The sequence below is a fragment of the Citrobacter sp. TBCP-5362 genome, assembly GCF_005406305.1.
GTDB classification, from domain to species: domain Bacteria; phylum Pseudomonadota; class Gammaproteobacteria; order Enterobacterales; family Enterobacteriaceae; genus Citrobacter_B; species Citrobacter_B koseri.
The window spans coordinates 2,123,108-2,147,951 of sequence record NZ_CP040234.1; the positions used below are offsets into that span (position 1 = coordinate 2,123,108).

Annotated in this window: 19 protein-coding genes, 2 tRNA genes and 1 other RNA gene; 14 read left to right on the plus strand and 8 right to left on the minus strand. The window is 52.0% G+C overall.

Going from position 1 to position 24,844, the window contains the following annotated elements; genetic code table 11:
- The first annotated feature begins 208 nt into the window (after positions 1-208).
- Genes FD428_RS10140 through narI form a run of 4 tightly spaced genes read left to right on the plus strand, consistent with a single transcriptional unit; the run spans position 209 to position 6,868 of the window.
- Positions 209-3,952: a nitrate reductase subunit alpha gene (locus FD428_RS10140; protein WP_012132184.1), complete on the plus strand. Its 3,744-nt coding sequence runs from the start codon at positions 209-211 to the stop codon at positions 3,950-3,952.
- Positions 3,949-5,484: a nitrate reductase subunit beta gene (gene narH, locus FD428_RS10145; RefSeq protein WP_012132185.1), complete on the plus strand. Its 1,536-nt coding sequence runs from the start codon at positions 3,949-3,951 to the stop codon at positions 5,482-5,484. Before FD428_RS10140 ends, narH begins: the two co-directional genes overlap by 4 nt.
- Positions 5,481-6,191 carry a nitrate reductase molybdenum cofactor assembly chaperone gene (narJ, locus tag FD428_RS10150; protein WP_012132186.1) on the plus strand — a complete coding sequence of 237 codons (711 nt, stop codon included), beginning with the start codon at positions 5,481-5,483 and terminating at the stop codon, positions 6,189-6,191. Before narH ends, narJ begins: the two co-directional genes overlap by 4 nt.
- Positions 6,191-6,868, plus strand: a complete 678-nt coding sequence (gene narI / locus FD428_RS10155; protein WP_012132187.1) for a respiratory nitrate reductase subunit gamma — start codon at positions 6,191-6,193, stop codon at positions 6,866-6,868. Before narJ ends, narI begins: the two co-directional genes overlap by 1 nt.
- A gap of 390 nt (positions 6,869-7,258) precedes the next feature.
- Here narI and FD428_RS10160 read toward each other — a convergent pair.
- The 5 genes from FD428_RS10160 to FD428_RS10180 all read right to left on the minus strand — a co-directional run bounded on the left by FD428_RS10160 (position 7,259) and on the right by FD428_RS10180 (position 9,151).
- A non-coding RNA gene (locus FD428_RS10160) (RtT sRNA) lies at positions 7,259-7,390 on the minus strand.
- Positions 7,391-7,436: 46 nt separating this feature from the next.
- A tRNA-Tyr gene (locus FD428_RS10165) sits at positions 7,437-7,521 on the minus strand.
- Positions 7,522-7,557: 36 nt separating this feature from the next.
- Positions 7,558-7,642: transfer RNA gene (locus tag FD428_RS10170), tRNA-Tyr, on the minus strand.
- Between the two features lie 158 nt (positions 7,643-7,800).
- Positions 7,801-8,643 carry a formyltetrahydrofolate deformylase gene (gene purU / locus FD428_RS10175; protein ID WP_049011367.1) on the minus strand — a complete coding sequence of 281 codons (843 nt, stop codon included), beginning with the start codon at positions 8,641-8,643 and terminating at the stop codon, positions 7,801-7,803.
- A 52-nt stretch (positions 8,644-8,695) separates the two neighbouring features.
- Complete coding sequence (locus tag FD428_RS10180; protein ID WP_047464045.1) at positions 8,696-9,151, minus strand: YchJ family protein; 456 nt, start codon at positions 9,149-9,151, stop codon at positions 8,696-8,698.
- A 111-nt stretch (positions 9,152-9,262) separates the two neighbouring features.
- On the opposite strand from FD428_RS10180, the gene rssA reads away from it, so the two are divergent.
- From rssA to galU, 3 genes are all read left to right on the plus strand, one after another.
- A complete protein-coding gene (gene rssA, locus FD428_RS10185; protein ID WP_012132192.1) occupies positions 9,263-10,168 on the plus strand; it encodes a patatin-like phospholipase RssA in 906 nt (301 codons plus the stop codon).
- Between the two features lie 90 nt (positions 10,169-10,258).
- Complete coding sequence (gene rssB, locus FD428_RS10190; RefSeq protein WP_114847856.1) at positions 10,259-11,272, plus strand: two-component system response regulator RssB; 1,014 nt, start codon at positions 10,259-10,261, stop codon at positions 11,270-11,272.
- Positions 11,273-11,473: 201 nt separating this feature from the next.
- Positions 11,474-12,382, plus strand: coding sequence for a UTP--glucose-1-phosphate uridylyltransferase GalU (gene galU / locus FD428_RS10195; protein ID WP_012132194.1), 909 nt, complete (start codon positions 11,474-11,476; stop codon positions 12,380-12,382).
- Positions 12,383-12,509: 127 nt separating this feature from the next.
- Here galU and hns read toward each other — a convergent pair whose 3' ends face one another.
- Positions 12,510-12,923: a histone-like nucleoid-structuring protein H-NS gene (gene hns / locus FD428_RS10200; RefSeq protein WP_012132196.1), complete on the minus strand. Its 414-nt coding sequence runs from the start codon at positions 12,921-12,923 to the stop codon at positions 12,510-12,512.
- A 541-nt stretch (positions 12,924-13,464) separates the two neighbouring features.
- Between hns and tdk the strand changes: the two genes are divergently transcribed.
- Positions 13,465-14,082 carry a thymidine kinase gene (gene tdk, locus FD428_RS10205; RefSeq protein WP_012132197.1) on the plus strand — a complete coding sequence of 206 codons (618 nt, stop codon included), beginning with the start codon at positions 13,465-13,467 and terminating at the stop codon, positions 14,080-14,082.
- A gap of 163 nt (positions 14,083-14,245) precedes the next feature.
- Here the strand turns inward: tdk and adhE are convergent, their stop codons facing one another.
- Positions 14,246-16,921, minus strand: coding sequence for a bifunctional acetaldehyde-CoA/alcohol dehydrogenase (gene adhE, locus FD428_RS10210; RefSeq protein ID WP_047463440.1), 2,676 nt, complete (start codon positions 16,919-16,921; stop codon positions 14,246-14,248).
- A gap of 477 nt (positions 16,922-17,398) precedes the next feature.
- Between adhE and FD428_RS10215 the strand changes: the two genes are divergently transcribed.
- The 6 genes from FD428_RS10215 to oppF all read left to right on the plus strand — a co-directional run bounded on the left by FD428_RS10215 (position 17,399) and on the right by oppF (position 24,442).
- Positions 17,399-18,046, plus strand: coding sequence for a YchE family NAAT transporter (locus FD428_RS10215; RefSeq protein ID WP_024130298.1), 648 nt, complete (start codon positions 17,399-17,401; stop codon positions 18,044-18,046).
- Positions 18,047-18,817: 771 nt separating this feature from the next.
- Entirely contained in the window at positions 18,818-20,449 is a 1,632-nt protein-coding gene (gene oppA, locus FD428_RS10220; RefSeq protein WP_012132200.1) for an oligopeptide ABC transporter substrate-binding protein OppA, read from the plus strand.
- A gap of 123 nt (positions 20,450-20,572) precedes the next feature.
- Positions 20,573-21,493: an oligopeptide ABC transporter permease OppB gene (gene oppB / locus FD428_RS10225; protein ID WP_012132201.1), complete on the plus strand. Its 921-nt coding sequence runs from the start codon at positions 20,573-20,575 to the stop codon at positions 21,491-21,493.
- Positions 21,494-21,507: 14 nt separating this feature from the next.
- Positions 21,508-22,416 carry an oligopeptide ABC transporter permease OppC gene (gene oppC / locus FD428_RS10230; RefSeq protein ID WP_012132202.1) on the plus strand — a complete coding sequence of 303 codons (909 nt, stop codon included), beginning with the start codon at positions 21,508-21,510 and terminating at the stop codon, positions 22,414-22,416.
- A gap of 11 nt (positions 22,417-22,427) precedes the next feature.
- Positions 22,428-23,441, plus strand: a complete 1,014-nt coding sequence (gene oppD / locus FD428_RS10235; RefSeq protein WP_012132203.1) for a murein tripeptide/oligopeptide ABC transporter ATP-binding protein OppD — start codon at positions 22,428-22,430, stop codon at positions 23,439-23,441.
- Complete coding sequence (gene oppF, locus FD428_RS10240; protein ID WP_012132204.1) at positions 23,438-24,442, plus strand: murein tripeptide/oligopeptide ABC transporter ATP-binding protein OppF; 1,005 nt, start codon at positions 23,438-23,440, stop codon at positions 24,440-24,442. Before oppD ends, oppF begins: the two co-directional genes overlap by 4 nt.
- A gap of 63 nt (positions 24,443-24,505) precedes the next feature.
- Here the strand turns inward: oppF and FD428_RS10245 are convergent, their stop codons facing one another.
- Positions 24,506-24,835 (minus strand): HI1450 family dsDNA-mimic protein, encoded by a 330-nt coding sequence (locus tag FD428_RS10245; RefSeq protein ID WP_012132205.1) that lies wholly within the window; start codon positions 24,833-24,835, stop codon positions 24,506-24,508.
- Positions 24,836-24,844: the final 9 nt, after the last annotated feature.

A 24,844-nucleotide genomic window follows, 5' to 3' on the forward strand; every position in this document is an offset into this window, starting at 1 on the left:
TGAATTTGAAAATATTTATATTAATCAGCATGTTGAATGAATAAAAATCATCCTCCTTAAGGGGTATGTCAAAAAACACCCCCGATTTTCATCCCCGTCTGCCTTGATCGTTATCAATTCTGACGCCCTTTCAGAGCGTTACCTTCACAGCCAATCCAGCAATGTCGATTTATCAGAGAGCCGTCAGGCTCCAAACAGGAGAAACCCGATGAGTAAATTCCTGGACCGGTTTCGCTACTTCAAACAGAAGGGCGAAACCTTTGCCGATGGGCACGGCCAGCTTCTCGAAACAAACCGGGACTGGGAGGATGGATACCGCCAACGTTGGCAGCATGACAAAGTCGTGCGTTCAACCCACGGGGTAAACTGTACCGGCTCTTGCAGCTGGAAAATTTATGTGAAAAACGGTCTGGTCACCTGGGAAACCCAGCAGACAGACTACCCGCGCACCCGCCCGGATATGCCGAACCATGAACCTCGCGGCTGCCCGCGCGGCGCGAGCTACTCCTGGTATCTCTACAGCGCAAACCGCCTGAAATATCCGCTGATGCGTAAGCGCCTGATGAAAATGTGGCGTGATGCGAAAAAACTGCACAGCGATCCGGTAGAAGCCTGGGCTTCCATCATCGAAGACGCCGATAAAGCAAAAAGCTTCAAACAAGCGCGTGGTCGTGGTGGCTTCGTTCGTTCTTCCTGGCAGGAAGTGAACGAACTGATTGCGGCATCCAACGTTTATACCATCAAAAATTACGGTCCCGATCGCGTGGCGGGCTTCTCGCCGATTCCGGCAATGTCGATGGTCTCTTACGCATCCGGCGCTCGTTACCTGTCTCTGATCGGCGGGACTTGCCTGAGCTTCTACGACTGGTACTGCGATCTGCCGCCTGCGTCTCCGCAGACCTGGGGCGAGCAGACGGACGTACCGGAATCCGCTGACTGGTACAACTCCAGCTACATCATCGCCTGGGGCTCTAACGTTCCGCAGACCCGTACCCCGGATGCCCACTTCTTTACTGAAGTGCGTTACAAAGGCACCAAAACGGTTGCCGTTACGCCTGACTACGCTGAAATCGCCAAGCTGTGCGACCTGTGGCTGGCGCCGAAGCAGGGGACTGACGCCGCGATGGCGCTGGCGATGGGCCACGTTATGCTGCGTGAATTCCACCTTGATAACCCGAGCCAGTATTTCACCGATTACGTCCGTCGCTATACCGACATGCCGATGCTGGTGATGCTTGAAGAACGCGACGGTTACTATGCCGCTGGCCGTATGCTGCGCGCCGCCGATCTTATTGACGCGCTGGGTCAGGAAAACAACCCGGAATGGAAAACCGTTGCCATCAACACCCGCGGCGATATGGTTGCGCCGAACGGTTCTATTGGCTTCCGCTGGGGCGAGAAAGGCAAATGGAACCTCGAACAGCGTGACGGTACGTCAGGCGAAGAAACCGAACTGCAACTCAGCCTGCTGGGTAGCCAGGACGATATCGCAGAAGTGGGCTTCCCGTACTTTGGCGGTGAAGGCACTGAACACTTCAACAAAGTCGAGTTGCAAAACGTTCTGTTGCACAAGCTGCCGGTGAAACGCCTGCAACTGGCGGACGGAACCACCGCGCTGGTGACTACCGTTTACGATCTGACGATGGCGAACTATGGCCTGGAACGCGGTCTGAACGACGAAAACTGCGCAACCAGCTACGACGACATTAAAGCCTATACTCCGGCGTGGGCAGAGCAGATAACCGGCGTACCGCGTGCGCAAATCACTCGTATCGCTCGTGAATTTGCGGATAACGCCGATAAGACGCATGGTCGTTCAATGATCATCGTTGGCGCCGGTCTGAACCACTGGTATCACCTCGATATGAACTATCGTGGGCTTATCAACATGCTGGTGTTCTGCGGCTGTATCGGTCAGAGCGGCGGCGGCTGGGCGCACTATGTCGGCCAGGAAAAACTGCGTCCGCAGACCGGCTGGCAGCCGCTGGCGTTTGCTCTTGACTGGCAGCGTCCGGCGCGTCACATGAACAGCACCTCCTATTTCTATAACCACTCCAGCCAGTGGCGCTACGAGACGGTTACCGCGCAGGAACTGCTGTCGCCGATGGCGGATAAATCCCGTTACAGCGGTCATCTGATCGACTTCAACGTGCGTGCTGAACGCATGGGCTGGCTGCCGTCTGCGCCGCAGTTGGGCACCAACCCGCTGTACATCGCGCGTGAAGCGGAAAAAGCCGGGATGACGGCGGTGGATTACACCGTTAAATCGCTGAAAGAAGGCTCGATTCGTTTTGCGGCGGAACAGCCGGAAAACGGGAAAAACCACCCGCGTAACCTGTTTATCTGGCGCTCGAACCTGCTGGGTTCATCCGGTAAAGGGCATGAGTACATGCTGAAGTACCTGCTGGGTACGGAAAACGGTATTCAGGGCAAAGATCTGGGTATGCAGGGCGGCGTGAAGCCGGAAGAAGTGGAATGGCAGGATAACGGTCTTGACGGCAAGCTGGACCTGGTGGTGACGCTGGACTTCCGTCTGTCGAGCACCTGCCTGTACTCCGACATCGTGCTGCCGACCGCGACCTGGTATGAAAAAGACGACATGAATACCTCGGATATGCATCCGTTTATTCACCCGTTGTCTGCCGCCGTTGACCCGGCCTGGGAATCGAAAAGCGACTGGGAAATCTATAAAGGCATCGCGAAGAAATTCTCTGAAGTCTGCGTGGGACACCTTGGCAAAGAAACCGATGTGGTGACGCTGCCTATTCAGCACGACTCCGCTGCCGAACTGGCGCAGCCGCTGGACGTGAAAGACTGGAAAAAAGGCGAATGCGACCTGATCCCAGGTAAAACCGCGCCGCACATTATTCCGGTGGAACGCGACTACCCGGCGACGTATGAGCGCTTTACCTCTATCGGCCCGCTGATGGAGAAAATCGGCAACGGTGGCAAAGGCATAGCCTGGAACACTCAGAGCGAAATGGATTTGCTGCGCAAGCTCAATTACACCAAAGCTGAAGGCCCGGCAAAAGGCCAGCCGATGCTGAATACCGCGATTGATGCCGCCGAGATGATCCTCACGCTGGCGCCGGAAACTAACGGCCACGTAGCGGTGAAAGCCTGGGCGGCGCTGAGTGAGTTCACCGGTCGTGACCATACGCATCTGGCGACCAATAAAGAAGAAGAGAAAATCCGCTTCCGCGATATTCAGGCGCAGCCGCGTAAGATTATCTCCAGCCCGACCTGGTCTGGCCTGGAAGATGAACACGTCTCTTACAACGCCGGTTATACCAACGTTCACGAGCTGATTCCGTGGCGTACGCTGTCTGGCCGCCAGTCCCTGTATCAGGATCATCAGTGGATGCGTGACTTTGGCGAAAGCCTGCTGGTTTACCGTCCGCCGATCGACACGCGTTCAGTGAAAGCGGTGATGGGTGAGAAATCTAACGGCAACCCGGAAAAAGCGCTCAACTTCCTGACGCCGCACCAGAAGTGGGGTATCCACTCTACCTACAGCGACAACCTACTGATGCTGACGCTGTCGCGCGGTGGGCCGATTGTCTGGATGAGCGAAACCGATGCCAAAGATCTGGGTATTGAAGATAACGACTGGATCGAGGTCTTTAACAGCAACGGTGCGCTGACGGCACGCGCGGTGGTAAGCCAGCGTGTTCCGGCCGGGATGACCATGATGTACCACGCGCAGGAACGTATCGTTAACCTGCCGGGTTCAGAAATTACCCAGCAGCGCGGCGGTATTCACAACTCTGTAACCCGTATCACGCCGAAGCCGACCCACATGATCGGCGGCTATGCGCAGCTGGCCTACGGCTTTAACTACTACGGTACGGTCGGTTCAAACCGCGATGAGTTTGTTGTGGTGCGTAAGATGAAGAACATTAACTGGTTGGATGGCGAAGGCAATGACCAGGTACAGGAGAGCGTAAAATGAAAATTCGTTCACAAGTCGGCATGGTGCTGAATCTCGATAAATGCATCGGCTGCCACACCTGTTCAGTGACCTGTAAAAACGTCTGGACCAGCCGTGAAGGTATGGAATACGCCTGGTTCAATAACGTGGAAAGTAAGCCTGGCGTCGGTTTCCCGAACGACTGGGAAAATCAGGAAAAATGGAAAGGCGGCTGGGTCCGTAAAATTAACGGCAAACTGCAACCTCGCATGGGCAACCGCGCGATGCTGCTGGGTAAAATCTTCGCTAACCCGCATCTGCCGGGCATTGATGATTACTACGAGCCGTTTGATTACGACTACCAGAACCTGCATACCGCGCCGGAAAGCAAGCATCAGCCGATTGCGCGCCCGCGCTCGCTGATCACCGGTCAGCGGATGAACAAAATCACCAGCGGTCCGAACTGGGAAGAAATTCTGGGCGGCGAATTTGAAAAACGCGCCAAAGACCAGAACTTCGAAAACATGCAGAAGGCGATGTACGGCCAGTTCGAAAACACCTTCATGATGTATCTGCCGCGCCTGTGTGAGCACTGCCTCAACCCGGCGTGCGTGGCGACCTGCCCGAGCGGCGCCATCTACAAGCGTGAAGAGGACGGCATTGTGCTGATCGACCAGGACAAATGCCGCGGCTGGCGTATGTGCATCACCGGTTGTCCGTACAAGAAGATCTACTTCAACTGGAAGAGCGGGAAGTCCGAGAAGTGTATTTTCTGCTATCCGCGTATTGAAGCGGGTCAACCGACCGTATGTTCCGAAACCTGCGTGGGTCGTATCCGTTACCTTGGCGTGCTGCTGTATGACGCCGATGCGATTGAAAGCGCAGCCAGCACCGAGAACGAGAAAGATCTGTATCAACGCCAACTGGATGTGTTCCTCGATCCGAACGATCCAGCGGTCATTGAACAAGCGCTGAAAGACGGCGTTCCGCAGAGCGTTATCGATGCGGCGCAGCAGTCCCCGGTTTACAAAATGGCGATGGACTGGAAGCTGGCGCTGCCGCTGCACCCGGAATACCGTACGCTGCCGATGGTCTGGTACGTGCCGCCGTTGTCACCGATTCAGTCTGCGGCGGACGCCGGCGAACTGGGCAGCAACGGCATCCTGCCGGACGTGGAAAGCCTGCGTATCCCGGTTCAGTACCTGGCGAACCTGCTGACCGCAGGCGACACCCAGCCGGTACTGCTGGCGCTGAAACGTATGCTGGCGATGCGTCACTACAAACGTGCGGAAACCGTTGACGGTAAACTGGATACCCGCGCGCTGGAAGAGGTGGGTCTGAGCGAAGCGCAGGCGCAGGAAATGTACCGTTACCTGGCAATTGCGAACTATGAAGATCGTTTCGTTATCCCTAGCAGCCATCGTGAGCTGGCGCGTGAGGCGTTCCCGGAGAAAAGCGGTTGCGGCTTTACGTTCGGCGATGGTTGCCACGGTTCAGATACCAAATTCAACCTGTTCAACAGCCGCCGCATTGATGCCATCGATGTGAGCAGCAAAACGGAGCCGCACCAATGATTGAACTCGTCATTGTTTCGCGTCTGCTCGAGTACCCGGATGCTGCCTTATGGCAGCATCAACAGGAACTTTTCGATGCACTCGCGTCATCCGAAAACCTGGATAAAGAAGATGCCCAGAGTCTGGCGGTTTTCCTGCGCGATCTCACTGCGCAGGAGATGCTGGATGTACAGGCAAGCTACAGCGAACTGTTTGATCGCGGTCGCGCCACGTCGCTGTTGCTGTTTGAGCATGTTCATGGCGAATCCCGCGATCGCGGCCAGGCAATGGTCGATTTGATGGCGCAGTACGAGCAGCACGGCCTGCAACTCGACAGTCGTGAGTTGCCTGACCATCTGCCGCTGTATCTGGAGTATCTGGCGCAGTTGCCGAAAAACGACGCGCTTGGCGGCTTGCAGGACATCGCGCCGATTCTGGCGTTGCTGGGCGCACGTCTGCAACAGCGGGAAAGTCGCTATGCGGTGCTGTTCGATCTGCTGCTGAAGCTGGCTAATACCGTTATCGACAGCGACAAAGTGGCAGAGAAAATTGCGGATGAAGTCCGTGACGATACCCCGCAAGCACTGGATGCCGTCTGGGAAGAAGAACAGGTGAAATTCTTTGCTGAGCAGGGTTGCGGCGAGTCGGAGATTTCCGCTCACCAGCGTCGTTTTGCCGGGGCTGTCGCTCCGCAATATTTGAATATCACCACCGGAGGACAGCAATAATGCACTTCCTGAATATGTTCTTCTTTGATATCTATCCGTACATTGCCGGGTCAGTGTTCCTGATTGGCAGTTGGCTGCGCTATGACTACGGTCAGTACACCTGGCGTGCGGCTTCCAGCCAGATGCTGGATCGCAAAGGGATGAACCTGGCTTCGAACCTGTTCCACTTCGGTATTCTGGGGATCTTCGCGGGTCACTTCCTGGGGATGCTGACGCCGCACTGGATGTACGAAGCGTTCCTGCCGATTGAAGTGAAGCAGAAAATGGCGATGATTGCCGGTGGCGCCTGTGGCGTGATGACGCTGGTCGGTGGCGTACTGCTGCTCAAACGCCGTCTGTTCAGCCCACGCGTGCGTGCAACGACCACGGGAGCGGATATTTTGATCCTTTCTCTGCTGGTGATTCAGTGCGCGCTGGGACTGCTGACTATTCCGTTCTCTGCGCAACACATGGACGGTAGCGAAATGATGAAACTAGTGGGATGGGCGCAATCTGTGGTGACGTTCCACGGCGGCGCGTCTGAGCATTTAGAGGGCGTAGCGTTCATTTTCCGCCTGCACCTGGTGCTGGGGATGACGTTGTTCCTGCTGTTCCCGTTCTCGCGCCTGGTTCACATCTGGAGCGCGCCGGTCGAGTACCTGACGCGTAAATACCAGGTCGTGCGCGCCCGTCGCTGATACGGCTTTGCGTGCGGCTAAACCCTGCTTCGGCAGGGTTTTTTTATGCCTGTCTGCCGGATGGCGGCTGCGCCTTATCCGGCCTACGATCGGACATATGTAATCATGTAGGCCCGGTAAACGGAGTGCCACCGGGCAAAACATGGAGCACAGGAATTTAATTTGGCTGGGGTGCAACAGATAAATAATGGTGGTGGGGGAAGGATTACTCGGCGCGTTGCTAAACCCTGCTTTGGCAGGTTTTTTTATGCCTGTCTGCCGGATGGCGGCTGCGCCTTATCCGGCCTACGATCGGACATATGTAATCATGTAGGCCCGGTAAACGGAGTGCCACCGGGCAAAATATGGAGTACAGGAATTTAATTTGGCTGGGGTGCAACAGATAAGTAATGGTGGTGGGGGAAGGATTACTCGGCGCGTTGCGCCTCGCCCTTCGGGTCGTTGCCTTCGGCAACGCTTTCTCGCTTCCGCTCGAATCGAACCTTAGTCGAAGCTTCTCATCCTTCCCCGTGAGGGCAGAATATGGGGCAAGGTTATTAAAAGTAGTTTGTGTGCTTTCAGGAAATAATGGTGGTGGGGGAAGGATTCGAACCTTCGAAGTCGATGACGGCAGATTTACAGTCTGCTCCCTTTGGCCACTCGGGAACCCCACCAAGGGTAATTCAAATTGTAGAGGTCTTGCGAAGAGATGGTGGTGGGGGAAGGATTCGAACCTTCGAAGTCGATGACGGCAGATTTACAGTCTGCTCCCTTTGGCCGCTCGGGAACCCCACCACGGGGTAATGCTTTGTACTGGCCTGCTTCCTGTTGGGAAGCGGGGCGCATCATATCAAATGACACGCCGCTGTAAAGCATTCCTTTGCTTAAAATGAACTGTTTGCGTACTTTTCATCCGTAACGGAGTAAAGCTAATCAATTCATATCGTTGACGATTACAGAATGATGGTGCGATTCCCGTAAACAAACACACGCTGGGCCAGCACCTTATACAATGCGCGGCTTAACACATTCTTTTCAACATCACGCCCTGCACGCATCATATCCTCAGCCGTATAGGTGTGATCGACATGAATTACGTCCTGCATAATGATCGGGCCTTCGTCCAGATTATCGTTCACGTAGTGCGCGGTAGCGCCGATAATTTTCACGCCACGCTCATAAGCCTGATGGTAAGGACGCGCGCCAATAAAAGCCGGCAGGAACGAATGGTGAATATTGATAATCTTATTCGGGAAGCGGGAAACGAATTCCGGCGTCAGGACGCGCATATACTTAGCCAGCACGACATAATCAGGCTGGTGCGCATCAATGGCGTCCGCCATCTGTTTATCGTGCTCATCGCGCGTTAACCCTTCGTGGCTGACCAGCTCGAAAGGAATATCAAAACGTTCAACCAGAGGTCGCAGGGTTTCGTGGTTGCCGATTACGGCGGAAATCTCAACGTCGAGCCCGCCATAGTTGGCTTTCATTAACAGATCGCCCAGACAATGCGCTTCTTTGGTGACCAGAATAACGACGCGGCGACGCCCGGCAGGATTTAACTCGCGTACCGAACCTTCCGGTAATGCGCTGTCGAGATCGGCAAGCAGCGTGACATCATTAAAAATGCCTTCCAGCTCTGTGCGCATAAAGAAGCGCCCGGTCCGGTGGTCAACAAATTCGTTGTTTTGCACGATATTGAGTTCGTGCTTGTAGCAGATATTTGTAATACGCGCGATGAGGCCCTTCTGATCGGGGCAGATAGTGCGCAGAACTTTTCGTTGTAGTGAATGCATTACCGGGTAAATCCTGTTTAATGTGTTTGCTGTATCAGCACTGTCAGGCGTTTTAGCCGCAGCACTTTTTAAATTTTTTGCCGGACCCGCAGGGGCAGGGATCGTTTCGACCAAACTGGGGGCGCGTACCGTCAATATAGTACCACTGACCGTTTTCTTTTAAGAAACGCGAACGTTCAATAATCGCGCCGGGTATTCCCTGTTCGATAAAACGGGCCACAAAACTAACATACCCTGTGTTTTCCGCGTCTGACCCGCTCTCTTCAAAAATGGTCAACCCAAGCCACTCAGTATGGGCGAACCCCGCGACAATATCGTCCCGAAAGGCGGTTGCACCACACGCGGGGTGCCAGGTTCTAATCAGGTAATTTGCGTCTTTCATCACAAAAGCGCAGTAGCGAGAACGCATGAGATGTGACGGATCGGGTGCAACTCGCTCACCGGACACAATAGGGCCGCAACATAGGCTATACTCGACAGCGCTACCGCAGGGACAAAGCTGAGACACAATCATCTCCCTGGATAAAAAAAACGGCGTACAAACGCCAGGGTAGCGCTATGTTAACCGAGTGGTGACGATGTTGCTACGTCTGGAAGCCAGGGGAAGTTTTTACGTACGATGAGAAAAATTAAAATAGGGCTGGCGCTAGGTTCCGGCGCCGCAAGAGGATGGTCGCATATTGGTGTCATCAAAGCCCTGAAACACATGGGCATTGATATCGATATCGTGGCGGGATGTTCAATTGGTTCGCTGGTTGGCGCCGCATACGCCTGCAATAAGCTGCCCGCGCTTGAACAGTGGGTGTGTTCGTTCAGCTACTGGGATGTCCTGCGCCTGATGGATCTCTCCTGGCGCAGAGGAGGGTTATTGCGCGGCGAGCGCGTTTTCAATCAGTACCGGAATGTTATGCCGGTACTGGATTTTGAACAATGCACCCGACGTTTTGGTACGGTGGCGACCAACCTGAGTACAGGGCGAGAATTGTGGTTTACCGAAGGCGACCTGCACCTTGCGGTTCGCGCGTCTTGCAGTATGCCTGGCCTGATGTCTCCGGTGGCGCATAACGGCTACTGGCTGGTGGATGGCGCCGTCGTTAACCCTGTTCCTGTCTCTCTGACGCGTGCGATGGGCGCCGATATTGTTATTGCGGTCGATCTTCAGCACGATGCGCACCTCATGCAGCAAGATCTTCTGTCTTTGAATGTCAGCAATGATAACGACGAGAGTGATGATTCGCTCTCCTGGCATGCGCGTTTGAAAGAGCGCCTCAGCAGCATGACTTCACGCCGTGCGGTCACCGCGCCAACGGCGATGGAGATTATGACAACGTCCATTCAGGTGCTGGAAAACCGCCTTAAACGCAACCGAATGGCAGGCGACCCGCCGGATATTCTGATTCAACCGTTCTGTCCGCAAATATCCACGTTGGACTTCCACCGTGCCAGTGCCGCTATTGCTGCGGGACAACTGGCGGTAGAGAAAAAGATGGACGAACTTTTGCCTTTGGTGCGTACCGACGTTTAACGCACCTTTTATACACACTTAAGCAAATTCTGACAGGCGCGAGCGGCAATAGCATGCCACTATTTACTAAAGCCAGTCAGGGGAGAAAACATGACGCAGCCATTGGTCGGAAAACAGATTCTTATTGTGGAGGACGAGCCTGTATTTCGCTCGCTTCTGGATTCGTGGTTTTCCTCTTTGGGAGCGACAACGGCACTGGCGGGCGATGGTCTTGACGCCCTGGAGTTACTGGGAAGTTTTACGCCTGATCTGATGATCTGCGATCTTGCGATGCCAAGGATGAACGGTCTCAAACTGGTAGAGCATTTACGTAATCGGGGCGATCAGACCCCCATTCTGGTTATCTCGGCGACAGAAAATATGGCAGATATCGCCAAAGCGCTGCGACTGGGCGTTGAGGACGTCCTGCTAAAGCCAGTGAAAGATCTCAATCGTCTGCGGGAAACCGTCTTCGCCTGCCTCTATCCCAATATGTTTAACTCTCGGGTTGAAGAAGAAGAACGCCTGTTTCGGGATTGGGATGCGATGGTTGATAACCCGGTGGCGGCAGCAAAGCTGTTGCAGGAGTTGCAACCTCCGGTTCAGCAGGTTATCTCGCATTGCCGAATCAATTACCGCCAACTTGTTGCGGCAGACAAACCCGGTCTGGTGCTGGATATTGCGCCGCTGTCTGATAACGATCTCGCTTTTTATTGCCTCGACGTGACGCGGGCAGGGGATAATGGCGTACTGGCCGCGTTATTACTGCGGGCGCTATTTAATGGCTTATTGCAGGAACAGCTCACTCATCAGAATCAGCGTCTGCCGGAACTGGGGGCGTTATTGAAACAGGTCAATCATCTGCTTCGGCAGGCGAATTTGCCGGGACAGTTTCCGCTATTAGTGGGTTATTACCACAGCGGTCTTAAAAATTTGATACTGGTTTCAGCAGGCCTGAATGCGACGTTAAATACCGGTTCTCACCAGGTACAGATCAGTAATGGCGTTCCGCTGGGCACATTGGGCAATACCTACCTGAACCAATTAAGCCAACGCTGTGAGTCATGGCAGTGCCAAATTTGGGGCGCGGGTGGGCGTTTGCGTCTTATGTTGTCTGCGGAATGAGCAAATGAAAAGGCAAAGTGAAATTGATTTACCCGCCTTTCTCTGTGGGTGCTACTATCAGCGCCAGATTATACGTATTTGTCTTAATTATACTAACACGCGTCCTTTTCGGAACTGAGGCTTGTACCAGTGCTGATATACTCGGATGCGATACAGATTGATGAACACGTTCAATACATGAACAGTCCAGGAGATTTTTAAATGGCTGCCCTAAATTCGAAAGTCAAAAAAGCCGTTATCCCGGTCGCGGGATTAGGAACCAGGATGTTACCGGCGACGAAAGCGATCCCGAAAGAGATGCTGCCGCTGGTTGATAAGCCATTAATTCAGTATGTCGTGAATGAATGTATTGCTGCGGGCATCACTGAAATTGTACTGGTGACGCACTCTTCCAAAAACTCGATCGAAAACCATTTCGATACCAGCTTCGAGCTGGAAGCTATGCTGGAAAAACGTGTTAAGCGTCAGCTGCTGGAAGAGGTGCAATCTATTTGCCCTCCGCACGTAACGATTATGCAGGTGCGTCAGGGGCTGGCGAAAGGCCTGGGTCATGCCGTATTGTGCGCGCATCCTGTTGTTGGTAATGAGCCCGTCGCGGTGATTCTGCCGGACGTTATTCTGGATGAATACGAATCCGATCTGTCTCAGGATAACCTTGCTGAAATGATTCGTCGTTTTGACGAAACCGGCTGTAGCCAGATTATGGTTGAGCCTGTTGAAGATGTTACCGCGTACGGCGTTGTTGATTGCAAAGGCGCGGCGCTGGCACCGGGCGAAAGCGTGCCGATGGTTGGCGTTGTAGAGAAGCCGAAAGCGGATGTCGCGCCGTCTAATCTCGCGGTAGTTGGCCGTTATGTCCTGAGCGCGGACATCTGGCCTCTGCTGGCGAAAACCCCTCCGGGAGCGGGCGACGAAATTCAGTTGACCGACGCGATTGATATGCTGATCGAAAAAGAAACGGTCGAAGCCTACCATATGAAGGGCAAAAGCCACGACTGCGGTAATAAATTAGGTTACATGCAGGCGTTCGTTGAATATGGCATCCGTCATAATTCTCTGGGCGCTGAATTTAAAGCATGGCTTGAAGACGAGCTGGGTATTAAGAAGTAAGCGGTATAATCTGAAAGGCGCGGCGCTGTTTAACAGCGCCGTTTTTTTTGCCCTGAACAGACGAGGTATGGGGGAAGGGCAAAAAAAATCCCGCCACTGGCGGGATTTTAAGCAAACATATTCCGAATTATCCCTTGATCAGGAAATCGTCCAGTTGTTTACCTTGTTCTTCCATCGCTTTTTTGATCACTGCCGGTGTACGACCCTGGCCAGTCCAGGTTTTCGTTTCACCGTTTTCATCAACGTAGCTATATTTAGCCGGACGAGCAGCGCGTTTAGCTTTAGTGCCAGATTTAACGGCAGCCATGCTATTCAGCAGTTCGTTCGGATCAATACCGTCGGCAATCAGCATTTCACGATATTGTTGCAGTTTACGGGTACGCTCTTCAACTTCAGCTGCTGCGGCGCTTTCTTCTTCGCGACGCTCGTTAACAACAACTTCTAATTTTTCCAGCATTTCTTCAAGCGTTTCCAGGGTACATTCTCTTGCCTGTGCACGAAGAGTACGGATGTTGTTCAGAATTTTAAGTGCTTCGCTCATTGTAGTAATCTCAAACTTATATTGGGGGTGGTTTGTTGAGCTAATAATAGAGCGATAAATTCAGATGTGCAATAGCCTGGAATGTAAGGAATTCAAAATTGCTCTTTATTAAGTACAGATATTAATTATCCCATCTTAAATTTTTCTTGAAGAACCGCACAAAAAAGAGCTTATTGGCAACGAGGTTACTCATGGCATAACGTTAAAATTCCAGGATTTTAGTCACATTTTATCAGGGTGGAATAGGCTGTCATTGCAGTAATTTCAACCTTTTGTATTAGTTTCCCTTACGGGAAAGTCCTAATACGTTGCCACATTTATGAGGAAGCGTAACAATAAGTATGAGCGCCCGGTTATGCGATGAGATGATAAGCAGCATTGATGAATATCTTAGGCACAATTTGTGAAGGAATGTGTATAACCGAACGATGTTTGCTCAATTCTTTATACTGGAGGCGTGACGAGGCGCCCCCGACATGCCGGTAAATTATGATACAATCCCGCCCAATCTTTATTTCAGCCAGGTGAGGGCCTGCTGCCAATGGCACAGCTATATTTCTACTATTCGGCAATGAATGCGGGTAAGTCGACTGCATTGCTGCAATCTTCATACAATTATCAGGAACGCGGGATGCGTACCGTTGTATATACAGCGGAAATTGATGACCGCTTCGGCGCCGGTAAAGTCAGTTCGCGTATCGGTCTCTCCTCGCCAGCAAAATTGTTTAACCAAAATTCATCGTTGTTTGAAGAGATTCGCACCGAGAATGCGCAACAGACAATACATTGCGTTCTGGTTGATGAGTGTCAGTTTTTGACTCGCCAGCAGGTGTACGAATTATCTGAGGTTGTTGACCAACTGGATATTCCGGTGTTGTGTTACGGGCTACGTACTGATTTTCGTGGCGAGTTATTTGGCGGCAGCCAATACTTACTCGCGTGGTCAGATAAACTCGTCGAATTAAAGACAATCTGTTTTTGTGGCCGTAAGGCAAGCATGGTATTGCGTCTTGATCAGGCTGGCAGACCTTATAATGAAGGGGAGCAGGTTGTGATTGGTGGGAACGAGCGTTATGTCTCCGTATGCCGCAAGCATTACAAAGAAGCCCTTGCCGAAGGCTCCCTGACGTCGATTCAGGAGAAACACCGCCACGCGTGATTCGTGCGTTCTGTAGGCCGGATAAGGCGCTTGCGCCGCCATCAGGCAACCCCTACAACGCTATGCAGAACCTGTAGGCCTGATAAGGCGCTTGTGCCGCCATCAGGCAAAAAAAAGCCCCCGAAGACGGGGGCTTTTTCAGAATGTCGCCTGGGCTAACGAATTAAGCAGATTTCTTCGCTTTCTTGTCAGCTTTCGGTGCGGCAGCTTCTTTCTTCGCAGCAACTTCACCTTCAGTGAATTCACGGCCGTAGTAGGTATCCAGCAGAATCTGTTTCAGCTCGGAGATCAGCGGGTAACGCGGGTTAGCGCCGGTGCACTGGTCATCGAATGCATCTTCAGACAGCTTGTCTACATGAGCCAGGAAGTCAGCTTCCTGCACGCCAGCTTCACGGATAGACTTAGGAATACCCAGTTCCGCTTTCACGCTTTCCAGCCATGCCAGCAGTTTCTCGATCTTAGCGGCAGTACGGTCGCCCGGTGCGCTCAGACCCAGATGGTCGGCGATTTCTGCATAGCGACGGCGAGCCTGCGGACGGTCATACTGGCTGAACGCAGTCTGCTTGGTCGGGTTGTCGTTCGCGTTGTAACGGATAACGTTACAAATCAGCAGGGCGTTTGCCAGACCGTGCGGAATGTGGAACTGAGAACCCAGTTTATGCGCCATAGAGTGGCACACACCCAGGAAGGCGTTCGCAAACGCGATACCGGCGATAGTCGCTGCACTGTGAACGCGTTCACGCGCTACCGGGTTTTTAGACCCTTCGTGGTAGGACGCTGGCAGGTTTTCTTTCAGCAGTTTCAGTGCCTGCAAAGCCTGACCGTCAGAGAACTCAGATGCCAGTACGGAAACGTAGGCTTCCAGAGCGTGAGTGACCGCATCCAGACCACCGAAAGCACACAGAGACTTCGGCATGTCCATAACCAGGTTCGCATCGACAATCGCCATATCCGGCGTCAGCGCATAGTCTGCCAGCGGATATTTCTGACCGGTCGCATCGTCGGTAACAACAGCAAACGGCGTTACTTCAGAACCGGTACCGGAAGTGGTAGTGATTGCGACCATTTTCGCTTTCACGCCCATTTTCGGGAACTTGTAGATACGTTTACGGATGTCCATAAAGCGCAGCGCCAGTTCTTCGAAGTGGGTTTCAGGATGTTCGTACATGACCCACATGATTTTCGCCGCATCCATCGGGGAGCCGCCGCCCAGCGCGATGATCACGTCTGGTTTGAAGGAGTTCGCCAGCTCTGCGCCTTTACGAACGATAGTCAGCGTCGGGTCAGCTTCAACTTCAAAGAAGACTTCAGTTTCAACGCCAGCCGCTTTCAGCACGGAGGTGATCTGGTCAGCATAGCCATTGTTGAACAGGAAACGGTCGGTCACGATGAGCGCACGTTTGTGGCCATCAGTAATCACTTCATCCAGCGCGATTGGCAGAGAGCCACGGCGGAAGTAGATAGATTTCGGAAGTTTGTGCCACAACATGTTTTCAGCTCGCTTAGCAACGGTTTTCTTGTTGATCAGGTGTTTCGGACCAACGTTTTCAGAGATGGAGTTACCACCCCAGGAACCACAACCCAGAGTCAGGGAAGGTGCGAGTTTGAAGTTATACAGGTCGCCGATACCACCCTGAGAAGCCGGGGTGTTAATCAGGATACGCGCGGTTTTCATCATCTGACCGAAGTAAGCAACGCGTTCTGGCTGGTTGTCCTGGTCGGTGTACAGACAGGAGGTATGACCGATACCGCCCATTGCAACCAGTTTTTCTGCTTTATCAACAGCGTCTTCGAAGTCTTTAGCGCGATACATTGCCAGCGTCGGAGACAGTTTTTCGTGAGCGAACGGTTCGCTATCATCAACAGCCGTTACTTCGCCGATCAGAATCTTAGTGGTTTCTGGTACGGTGAAGCCTGCCAGTTCAGCAATTTTATATGCCGGTTGACCAACGATAGCCGCGTTCAGCGCGCCATTTTTCAGGATAACGTCCTGAACGGCTTTCAGCTCTTTGCCTTGCAGCAGGTAGCCGCCGTGGCTGGCGAAACGTTCGCGAACTGCGTCATAAACGGAGTCAACAACAACAACGGACTGCTCAGATGCACAGATTACGCCGTTATCGAAAGTTTTGGACATCAGTACGGAAGCCACCGCACGTTTGATATCTGCTGTTTCGTCGATAACAACCGGCGTATTACCTGCACCAACGCCGATAGCCGGTTTACCAGAACTGTATGCAGCTTTAACCATGCCCGGACCGCCTGTCGCCAGGATCAGGTTGATATCAGGGTGGTGCATCAGCGCGTTAGACAGTTCAACGGAAGGTTGATCGATCCAGCCAATCAGGTCTTTCGGCGCGCCCGCAGCGATAGCCGCCTGCAAAACGATGTCAGCCGCTTTGTTCGTTGCATCTTTGGCGCGCGGATGCGGAGAGAAGATGATTGCGTTACGCGTCTTCAGGCTAATCAGAGACTTAAAGATCGCAGTAGACGTCGGGTTAGTGGTCGGTACGATACCGCAGATGATACCAATCGGTTCAGCAATGGTGATAGTTCCGAAGGTGTCGTCTTCAGACAGCACACCACAGGTTTTTTCATCTTTATAGGCGTTATAGATGTATTCGGAGGCGAAGTGGTTTTTAATCACTTTATCTTCGATGATACCCATGCCGGATTCGGCAACGGCCATCTTAGCGAGGGGAATTCGAGCATCTGCGGCAGCCAGAGCGGCGGCGCGGAAGATTTTGTCAACCTGTTCTTGAGTGAAACTGGCATATTCACGCTGGGCTTTTTTCACACGCTCTACGAGTGCGTTAAGTTCAGCGACATTAGTAACAGCCATAATGCTCTCCTGATAATGTTAAACTTTTTTAGTAAATCATCTGCTCGATACGAGAGTATAGACAGATTGACGAAAGTTTGTATAACAGTCTGAAAATCAAACGGTTACTTAACGTCCATTTCGCTCTGATTTACTAAAAGAGCTTAAGCGATAGCGTTATCTAACTCTAACGCGTTACCTCCAGGTGGCGTAAGCAAGGTTACTCACTTCTGAGTAGTAATTGCGTGATCCAGATCAAATTTAAGCAAAGCTGACACCTTTCAGCAGCCCATTTGAGCCATTTCCGCCAAGTGTTAATAAATAGTGGTGATGAATAGAGGTGAAGTTAGCATAATCTACACATATTTATAACACCGAGAAATAGTCGTAATTTCAAGCAGTCAGGAGGTGAAATATGCTGACAAAAGGCGTATCTTCAGCGCGTTTTTCACCATTTTTATCGACATCATTTATCCGGCTAACGTTTCGGAGCTAACCGTGACCCAAACGCTTTTTGATTTTCCTGTTTATTCCAAGTTTTTCATAGGGTTATTTGCGCTGGTAAACCCGGTGGGGATTATCCCCGTCTTTATCAGCATGACCAGCTACCAGACGGCAGCGGCGCGCAACAAAACAAATCTCACGGCAAACCTGTCGGTAGCCATCATTTTGTGGATTTCGCTCTTTCTCGGAGATGGCATTTTGCAACTCTTCGGCATTTCGATCGATTCGTTCAGAATTGCCGGTGGGATTCTGGTGGTGACGATCGCGATGTCGATGATCAGCGGGAAGCTGGGTGAAGATAAGCAAAACAAACAGGAAAAATCAGAGACCGCCATTCGCGAAAGTATTGGCGTGGTTCCGCTGGCCTTACCATTAATGGCAGGGCCGGGGGCCATTAGTTCGACGATTGTGTGGGGAACGCGTTACCACACCATTATGCATTTAATCGGCTTCTCTGTGGCCATCGCTCTGTTTGCGTTCTGTTGTTGGGGAGTGTTCCGCATGGCGCCCTGGCTGGTGCGGTTATTGGGGCAAACGGGTATCAACGTCATTACGCGTATTATGGGCTTGTTGCTGATGGCATTGGGCATTGAATTCATTGTTACGGGGATTAAAGCGATTTTCCCCGGTTTACTGAATTAACGATCCTGACCGATAAAACGGAGCCGCTTCAGGCTCCGTTTCTTTTCCATTATCAGTAAATCTTCTCACTAAAGTTGAAATTCAGCGTTGAAATAATAAAAGATACTAATAATGTTTATGCCTCTTTGTTATTGATTCTATTATAAATTATTCTAATAACACTCACGCCTGCCGTTATGCCGCCTGTTATTTTCTTAACATCATACTCTGGGGCTTGATGAAGGATTATCGAAATGTTATTAGTTATTTCAACGCTCTCTCAGATGAATGTGCTAAATAATAACCAATTGTTAAATTTATGTGCATTTTTGCCTGACGGCAGCAACAGAACGAGGTCAGACTGTGGGTGAGTAGTTAACGTATTGACTGGGCAAATAATTTTTCCTAAACGTCTCTTTTGGATATGTCTTTCTGGTCAAAAATTTTTCCGTAAAAGAGAATTAGTTAACAAATCTGTAAAATGTATTGGCGGTTAAGAAACGCATTTGGTACTTTCCGGCCAGATATTTTGCAGAAGATTTTGCGGTGATGAGAATTATTTTCAATAAGCTTCTTGCACCAGACAGAATAAATGTCCGTCTCTGACAGGGGAGGCGGATACGGAATCGACGTAAGGCGATCGTACGAATCGTCAGAATAAATAAAGTCGGTGATAGCAAAGCAGTAAACGACCTGGCAGCAGCAAAATCTCCAGTGCTGTACAGGACCCTAACGGGATTAAACAGGCTGGTTAAGAAAACCAGTAATTATAATGAGTGGAGTACAAACACAATGTCCAACATCACAAAAAAAAGTTTGCTGGCGGCGGGGATTTTAACTGCGCTAATCGGCGGGAATGTCGCAATGGCCGCAGATGTCCCGGCGGGTGTTCAGCTGTCTGACAAGCAGACGCTGGTTCGCAATAATGGTTCTGAAGTTCAGTCTCTCGACCCACATAAAATTGAGGGTGTCCCGGAGTCAAACGTCAGCCGCGACCTGTTTGAAGGTTTACTGATCAGCGACGTTGAAGGCCACCCGTCACCGGGCGTCGCTGAAAAGTGGGAAAATAAAGATTTTAAAGTCTGGACATTCCATCTGCGTAAAAACGCAAAATGGTCAGACGGCACGCCTGTTACCGCGCACGATTTTGTATATAGCTGGCAGCGCCTGGCGAATCCGAATACCGCATCACCGTATGCCAGCTATTTGCAATACGGGCACATCGCGAATATCGATGACATTATTGCGGGCAAAAAACCGGCGACCGATCTCGGCGTAAAAGCCATCGACGATAATACGTTCGAAGTGACGCTGAGCGAACCGGTGCCTTATTTCTACAAACTGTTGGTTCACCCGTCCGTTTCTCCGGTTCCTAAAGCGGCTGTGGAAAAATTTGGCGAGAAATGGACCCAACCTGCGAATATCGTGACCAACGGCGCGTATAAACTCAAAAACTGGGTCGTCAACGAGCGGATTGTTCTGGAACGTAATACCCAGTACTGGGATAACGATAAAACGGTTATCAACCAGGTGACTTATCTGCCAATCTCTTCTGAAGTGACGGATGTGAACCGCTATCGCAGCGGTGAAATCGACATGACCTATAACAACATGCCGATTGAGTTATTCCAGAAGCTGAAAAAAGAGATCCCAAATGAAGTGCGCGTTGACCCGTATCTGTGCACTTACTATTACGAAATTAATAACCAGAAAGCGCCGTTTAACGACGTGCGCGTTCGCACCGCGCTGAAACTGGCGATGGATCGCGACATTATCGTTAATAAAGTGAAGAACCAGGGCGATTTGCCAGCCTACAGCTACACCCCTCCGTATACCGATGGCGCGAAACTGGTTGAGCCTGAGTGGTTCACATGGTCACAGGAAAAACGTAACGAAGAAGCGAAAAAACTGCTGGCGGAAGCCGGTTATACCGCCGATAAGCCGTTAACGTTTGACCTGCTGTACAACACCTCCGATCTGCATAAAAAACTGGCGATCGCGGTCGCATCAATCTGGAAGAAAAACCTGGGCGCCAACGTGAAGCTGGAAAACCAGGAGTGGAAAACCTTCCTTGATACCCGTCATCAGGGGACGTTTGATGTCGCGCGTGCGGGCTGGTGCGCAGACTACAATGAACCGACGTCCTTCCTGAACACCATGCTGTCCGACAGCTCAAACAACACCGCTCACTATAAGAGCCCGGAGTTTGACAAGCTGATTGCCGATACGCTGAAAGTGACCGACGAAGCACAACGCACCGAGTTGTATGCCAAAGCGGAACAGCAGCTTGATAAAGATTCTGCGATTGTGCCGCTCTATTACTATGTGAACGCGCGTCTGGTGAAACCGTGGGTAGGCGGCTATACCGGTAAAGACCCGATGGATAATATCTACGTTAAGAACTTGTATATTATCAAGCATTAATGGCAAAGCGTGGGGCAAATGTGTTTTGCCCCACAGTGTCTTATTTTCATCGCACTATAAACATCTCTCTTTCAGTGCGTCTGAATGACGAGATGTAAAGGCACACGCCAGAAGGTACGGGCAATGTTAAAATTTATTTTACGTCGCTGTCTGGAAGCGATTCCGACGCTTTTTATACTTATTACGATTTCGTTCTTTATGATGCGTCTTGCACCGGGAAGCCCTTTCACCGGAGAGCGCGCATTACCGCCGGAAGTGCTGGCGAATATTGAAGCGAAATACCATCTTAATGATCCCATCATGACGCAGTACTTCAGCTATCTGAAACAACTGGCGCATGGCGATTTTGGGCCTTCGTTTAAATATAAGGACTATACGGTCAACGATCTGGTGGCATCGAGTTTCCCGGTTTCGGCGAAGCTGGGTGCAGCCGCCTTTTTCCTTGCCGTGATTATTGGCGTGAGCGCGGGCGTGATTGCGGCGCTGAAACAAAATACGCGCTGGGATTATACGGTGATGGGGGTGGCAATGACCGGGGTCGTGATTCCCAGTTTCGTGGTCGCCCCCTTATTAGTCATGATATTTGCCATCACCTTAAAATGGCTGCCCGGCGGCGGCTGGAATGGCGGGGCGCTGAAATTTATGATTTTGCCGATGGTCGCGCTGTCGCTCGCCTATATCGCCAGTATCGCCCGTATTACCCGTGGCTCCATGATTGAAGTGTTGCACTCCAACTTTATCCGTACCGCGCGCGCAAAAGGTTTGCCGATGCGCCGGATTATCTTCCGTCATGCCTTAAAACCGGCGTTGTTACCCGTACTGTCTTATATGGGCCCGGCCTTTGTCGGTATCATTACGGGTTCAATGGTTATCGAGACGATTTATGGTTTGCCGGGGATCGGGCAACTTTTCGTGAATGGGGCGCTGAACCGTGACTATTCGCTGGTGCTGAGTCTGACCATTCTCGTCGGTACGCTCACCATTCTGTTTAATGCGATTGTCGATGTGCTGTACGCCGTTATCGACCCGAAAATTCGTTACTGATACTGGAGCTCGCTATGATGTTAAGTAAGAAAAACAGCGAGACGCTGGAGAATTTCAGTGAGAAGCTGGAGGTTGAAGGGCGCAGCCTGTGGCAGGATGCTCGCCGTCGTTTTATGCATAACCGCGCGGCGGTGGCCAGCCTTGTCGTTCTGGTCATTATCGCGCTGTTTGTCACACTGGCGCCGATGCTGTCGCAGTTCACCTATTTCGATACCGACTGGGGCATGATGTCCAGCGCGCCGGATATGGAGTCGGGCCACTATTTTGGTACGGACTCCTCCGGGCGCGATCTGCTGGTTCGTGTGGCGATAGGCGGGCGAATCTCGCTGATGGTCGGCATTGCTGCCGCGCTGGTGGCGGTGGTTGTCGGTACGCTGTACGGGTCGCTGTCCGGCTATCTTGGCGGCAAAATTGACTCCGTAATGATGCGTCTGCTGGAAATCCTCAACTCCTTTCCGTTTATGTTCTTCGTCATTTTGCTGGTGACCTTCTTCGGCCAAAACATCCTGCTGATTTTTGTGGCGATCGGGATGGTCTCCTGGCTGGATATGGCGCGTATCGTTCGCGGGCAGACGTTAAGCCTGAAACGCAAAGAGTTTATCGAAGCGGCGCAGGTTGGCGGGGTTTCAACGGTCAGCATTGTTGTGCGTCATATTGTGCCGAACGTGCTGGGCGTGGTGGTGGTTTATGCATCGCTGCTGGTGCCGAGCATGATCCTGTTTGAATCCTTCCTCAGCTTTCTGGGTTTAGGGACGCAGGAGCCGCTGAGTAGTTGGGGCGCATTGTTGAGCGATGGCGCGAACTCTATGGAGGTCTCACCCTGGTTGCTGCTGTTCCCGGCGTGTTTTCTCGTTGTGACCTTATTCTGTTTTAACTTTATCGGCGATGGCCTGCGTGACGCCCTCGACCCGAAAGATCGTTAAGGAGTGCAGCCATGAGCGTAATTGAAACCTCAACCGCGCCACTCGCGCAACAACGGGCTAACGCACTGCTGGACGTGAAAGATCTTCGCGTGACGTTTAGTACACCCGACGGCGATGTGACGGCCGTAAACGACCTGAACTTTACGCTGCGTGCCGGGGAGACCTTAGGCATTGTCGGCGAGTCAGGTTCAGGCAAATCGCAAACGGCGTTTGCGTTGATGGGGCTACTGGCGGCGAATGGCCGCATTGGTGGTTCTGCGACGTTTAACGGCCGCGAAATTCTCAACCTGCCGGAGCGTGAACTCAACAGGCTACGCGCTGAACAAATCTCAATGATTTTTCAGGACCCAATGACCTCTCTTAACCCGTATATGCGGGTTGGCGAGCAGTTAATGGAAGTGCTGATGCTGCATAAAGGTATGAGCAAGGCTGAAGCGTTTGAAGAGTCTGTCAGAATGCTGGACGCGGTGAAAATGCCGGAAGCGCGGAAACGGATGAAGATGTATCCGCATGAGTTTTCCGGCGGGATGCGCCAGCGTGTGATGATTGCGATGGCGCTGCTGTGTCGGCCGAAATTACTGATTGCGGATGAACCGACAACCGCGCTGGACGTGACCGTTCAGGCGCAGATCATGACGCTGCTTAATGAACTGAAACGCGAATTTAACACGGCGATTATCATGATTACGCACGACCTTGGCGTCGTGGCCGGTATTTGCGATAAGGTGCTGGTGATGTACGCTGGTCGTACGATGGAATACGGCAAGGCGCGCGACGTCTTTTACCAGCCTGTTCATCCGTATTCCATCGGTTTGCTTAATGCGGTTCCGCGTCTGGATGCCGAAGGGGAAACGATGTTGACCATTCCGGGCAACCCGCCGAATTTGCTGCGCTTGCCTAAAGGGTGTCCATTCCAGCCGCGTTGCCCGTATGCGATGGAGATTTGCAGTTCAACTCCACCCCTGGAGGAGTTCAGTCCGGGGCGTTTGCGCGCCTGCTTTAAACCGGTGGAGGAGCTGGTATGAATGCTGTGACCCAGGAGAGAAAAGTGCTCCTCGAAATTGCCGATCTCAAAGTGCATTTCGATATCAAAGATGGCAAACAGTGGTTCTGGCAGCCGGCGAAAACCCTGAAAGCGGTCGATGGCGTTACGCTGCGATTGTATGAAGGTGAAACGCTGGGGGTGGTTGGGGAATCCGGCTGCGGTAAATCAACCTTTGCGCGGGCGATTATTGGTCTGGTGAAAGCAACCGATGGCCGCGTGGCGTGGTTAGGGAAAGATCTGCTGGGGATGAAACCTGATGAATGGCGGGACGTACGCAGCGATATTCAGATGATTTTCCAGGACCCGCTGGCGTCATTGAACCCACGCATGACCATTGGAGAAATCATCGCTGAACCATTACGCACTTATCATCCAAAATTGCCGCGCCAGGAAGTGCGCGATCGGGTGAAAGCGATGATGATGAAGGTGGGGCTGCTGCCGAATCTGATTAACCGTTACCCGCATGAGTTTTCTGGCGGGCAGTGCCAGCGTATTGGTATCGCGCGTGCTCTGATCCTGGAGCCGAAGCTGATTATTTGCGATGAGCCGGTTTCGGCGCTGGACGTATCGATTCAGGCGCAGGTGGTGAATCTGCTGCAACAGCTACAGCGTGAAATGGGATTATCGCTGATCTTCATCGCTCACGATCTGGCGGTGGTGAAGCATATTTCCGATCGTGTGCTGGTGATGTACCTGGGTCATGCGGTGGAATTGGGAACCTACGATGAGGTGTATCATAATCCGCTGCACCCTTATACCAAAGCGCTGATGTCCGCCGTGCCGATTCCCGACCCCGATCTGGAAAAGAACAAGACGATTCAGTTGCTGGAAGGGGAATTACCGTCACCCATCAATCCGCCGTCGGGGTGTGTTTTCCGCACGCGTTGCCCGATTGCCGGGCCGGAGTGTGCGAAAACCCGACCGGTGCTGGAGGGCAGTTTCAGGCATGCGGTTTCCTGCCTGAAGGTGGACCCGCTATAAATTTAAGGGCTGACATGATGTCAGCCCTTTTTTTGGCATCAGCCCGATCGCTCGACGTCTTTCTTATTCACGCCAAAGGATATGGCAAAGTTTGTGATCTTTTTCGCGGCATAACAGCACGCGGGCAAAAATATCGTTAATTTCACCGTCTTCGCTATCCGCCAGGCCAATCACGACTTCGGCAAAAAAGTCAGGGTTGAGGTCAAAATCAACGTGTTCCTGCCAGTCTTCTGACGGATCGAATAACTCCGCGCCGCCGCGCTCTTCGAACTGTAAATTGAACAGAATAATATCTGCCGGATCGAGATTATCTGCCGCCAGTTCGAGAAAAATATCATAAGCCTGCTCAAGCGTTTCATCTTCAGTCAGGCGATTGTTCAGATCCATTTCCATAATGACTAC

Excerpts from the sequence above, each read along its gene's own strand:
- FD428_RS10140 (WP_012132184.1), top strand. The coding sequence starts at position 209 with ATGAGTAAATTCCTGGACCGGTTTCGCTACTTCAAACAGAAGGGCGAA.
- narH (WP_012132185.1), top strand. The coding sequence starts at position 3,949 with ATGAAAATTCGTTCACAAGTCGGCATGGTGCTGAATCTCGATAAATGC.
- narJ (WP_012132186.1), top strand. The coding sequence starts at position 5,481 with ATGATTGAACTCGTCATTGTTTCGCGTCTGCTCGAGTACCCGGATGCT.
- narI (WP_012132187.1), top strand. The coding sequence starts at position 6,191 with ATGCACTTCCTGAATATGTTCTTCTTTGATATCTATCCGTACATTGCC.
- purU (WP_049011367.1), bottom strand. The coding sequence starts at position 8,643 with ATGCATTCACTACAACGAAAAGTTCTGCGCACTATCTGCCCCGATCAG.
- rssA (WP_012132192.1), top strand. The coding sequence starts at position 9,263 with ATGAGAAAAATTAAAATAGGGCTGGCGCTAGGTTCCGGCGCCGCAAGA.
- rssB (WP_114847856.1), top strand. The coding sequence starts at position 10,259 with ATGACGCAGCCATTGGTCGGAAAACAGATTCTTATTGTGGAGGACGAG.
- galU (WP_012132194.1), top strand. The coding sequence starts at position 11,474 with ATGGCTGCCCTAAATTCGAAAGTCAAAAAAGCCGTTATCCCGGTCGCG.
- hns (WP_012132196.1), bottom strand. The coding sequence starts at position 12,923 with ATGAGCGAAGCACTTAAAATTCTGAACAACATCCGTACTCTTCGTGCA.
- tdk (WP_012132197.1), top strand. The coding sequence starts at position 13,465 with ATGGCACAGCTATATTTCTACTATTCGGCAATGAATGCGGGTAAGTCG.
- adhE (WP_047463440.1), bottom strand. The coding sequence starts at position 16,921 with ATGGCTGTTACTAATGTCGCTGAACTTAACGCACTCGTAGAGCGTGTG.
- oppA (WP_012132200.1), top strand. The coding sequence starts at position 18,818 with ATGTCCAACATCACAAAAAAAAGTTTGCTGGCGGCGGGGATTTTAACT.
- oppB (WP_012132201.1), top strand. The coding sequence starts at position 20,573 with ATGTTAAAATTTATTTTACGTCGCTGTCTGGAAGCGATTCCGACGCTT.
- oppC (WP_012132202.1), top strand. The coding sequence starts at position 21,508 with ATGATGTTAAGTAAGAAAAACAGCGAGACGCTGGAGAATTTCAGTGAG.
- oppD (WP_012132203.1), top strand. The coding sequence starts at position 22,428 with ATGAGCGTAATTGAAACCTCAACCGCGCCACTCGCGCAACAACGGGCT.
- oppF (WP_012132204.1), top strand. The coding sequence starts at position 23,438 with ATGAATGCTGTGACCCAGGAGAGAAAAGTGCTCCTCGAAATTGCCGAT.
- FD428_RS10245 (WP_012132205.1), bottom strand. The coding sequence starts at position 24,835 with ATGGAAATGGATCTGAACAATCGCCTGACTGAAGATGAAACGCTTGAG.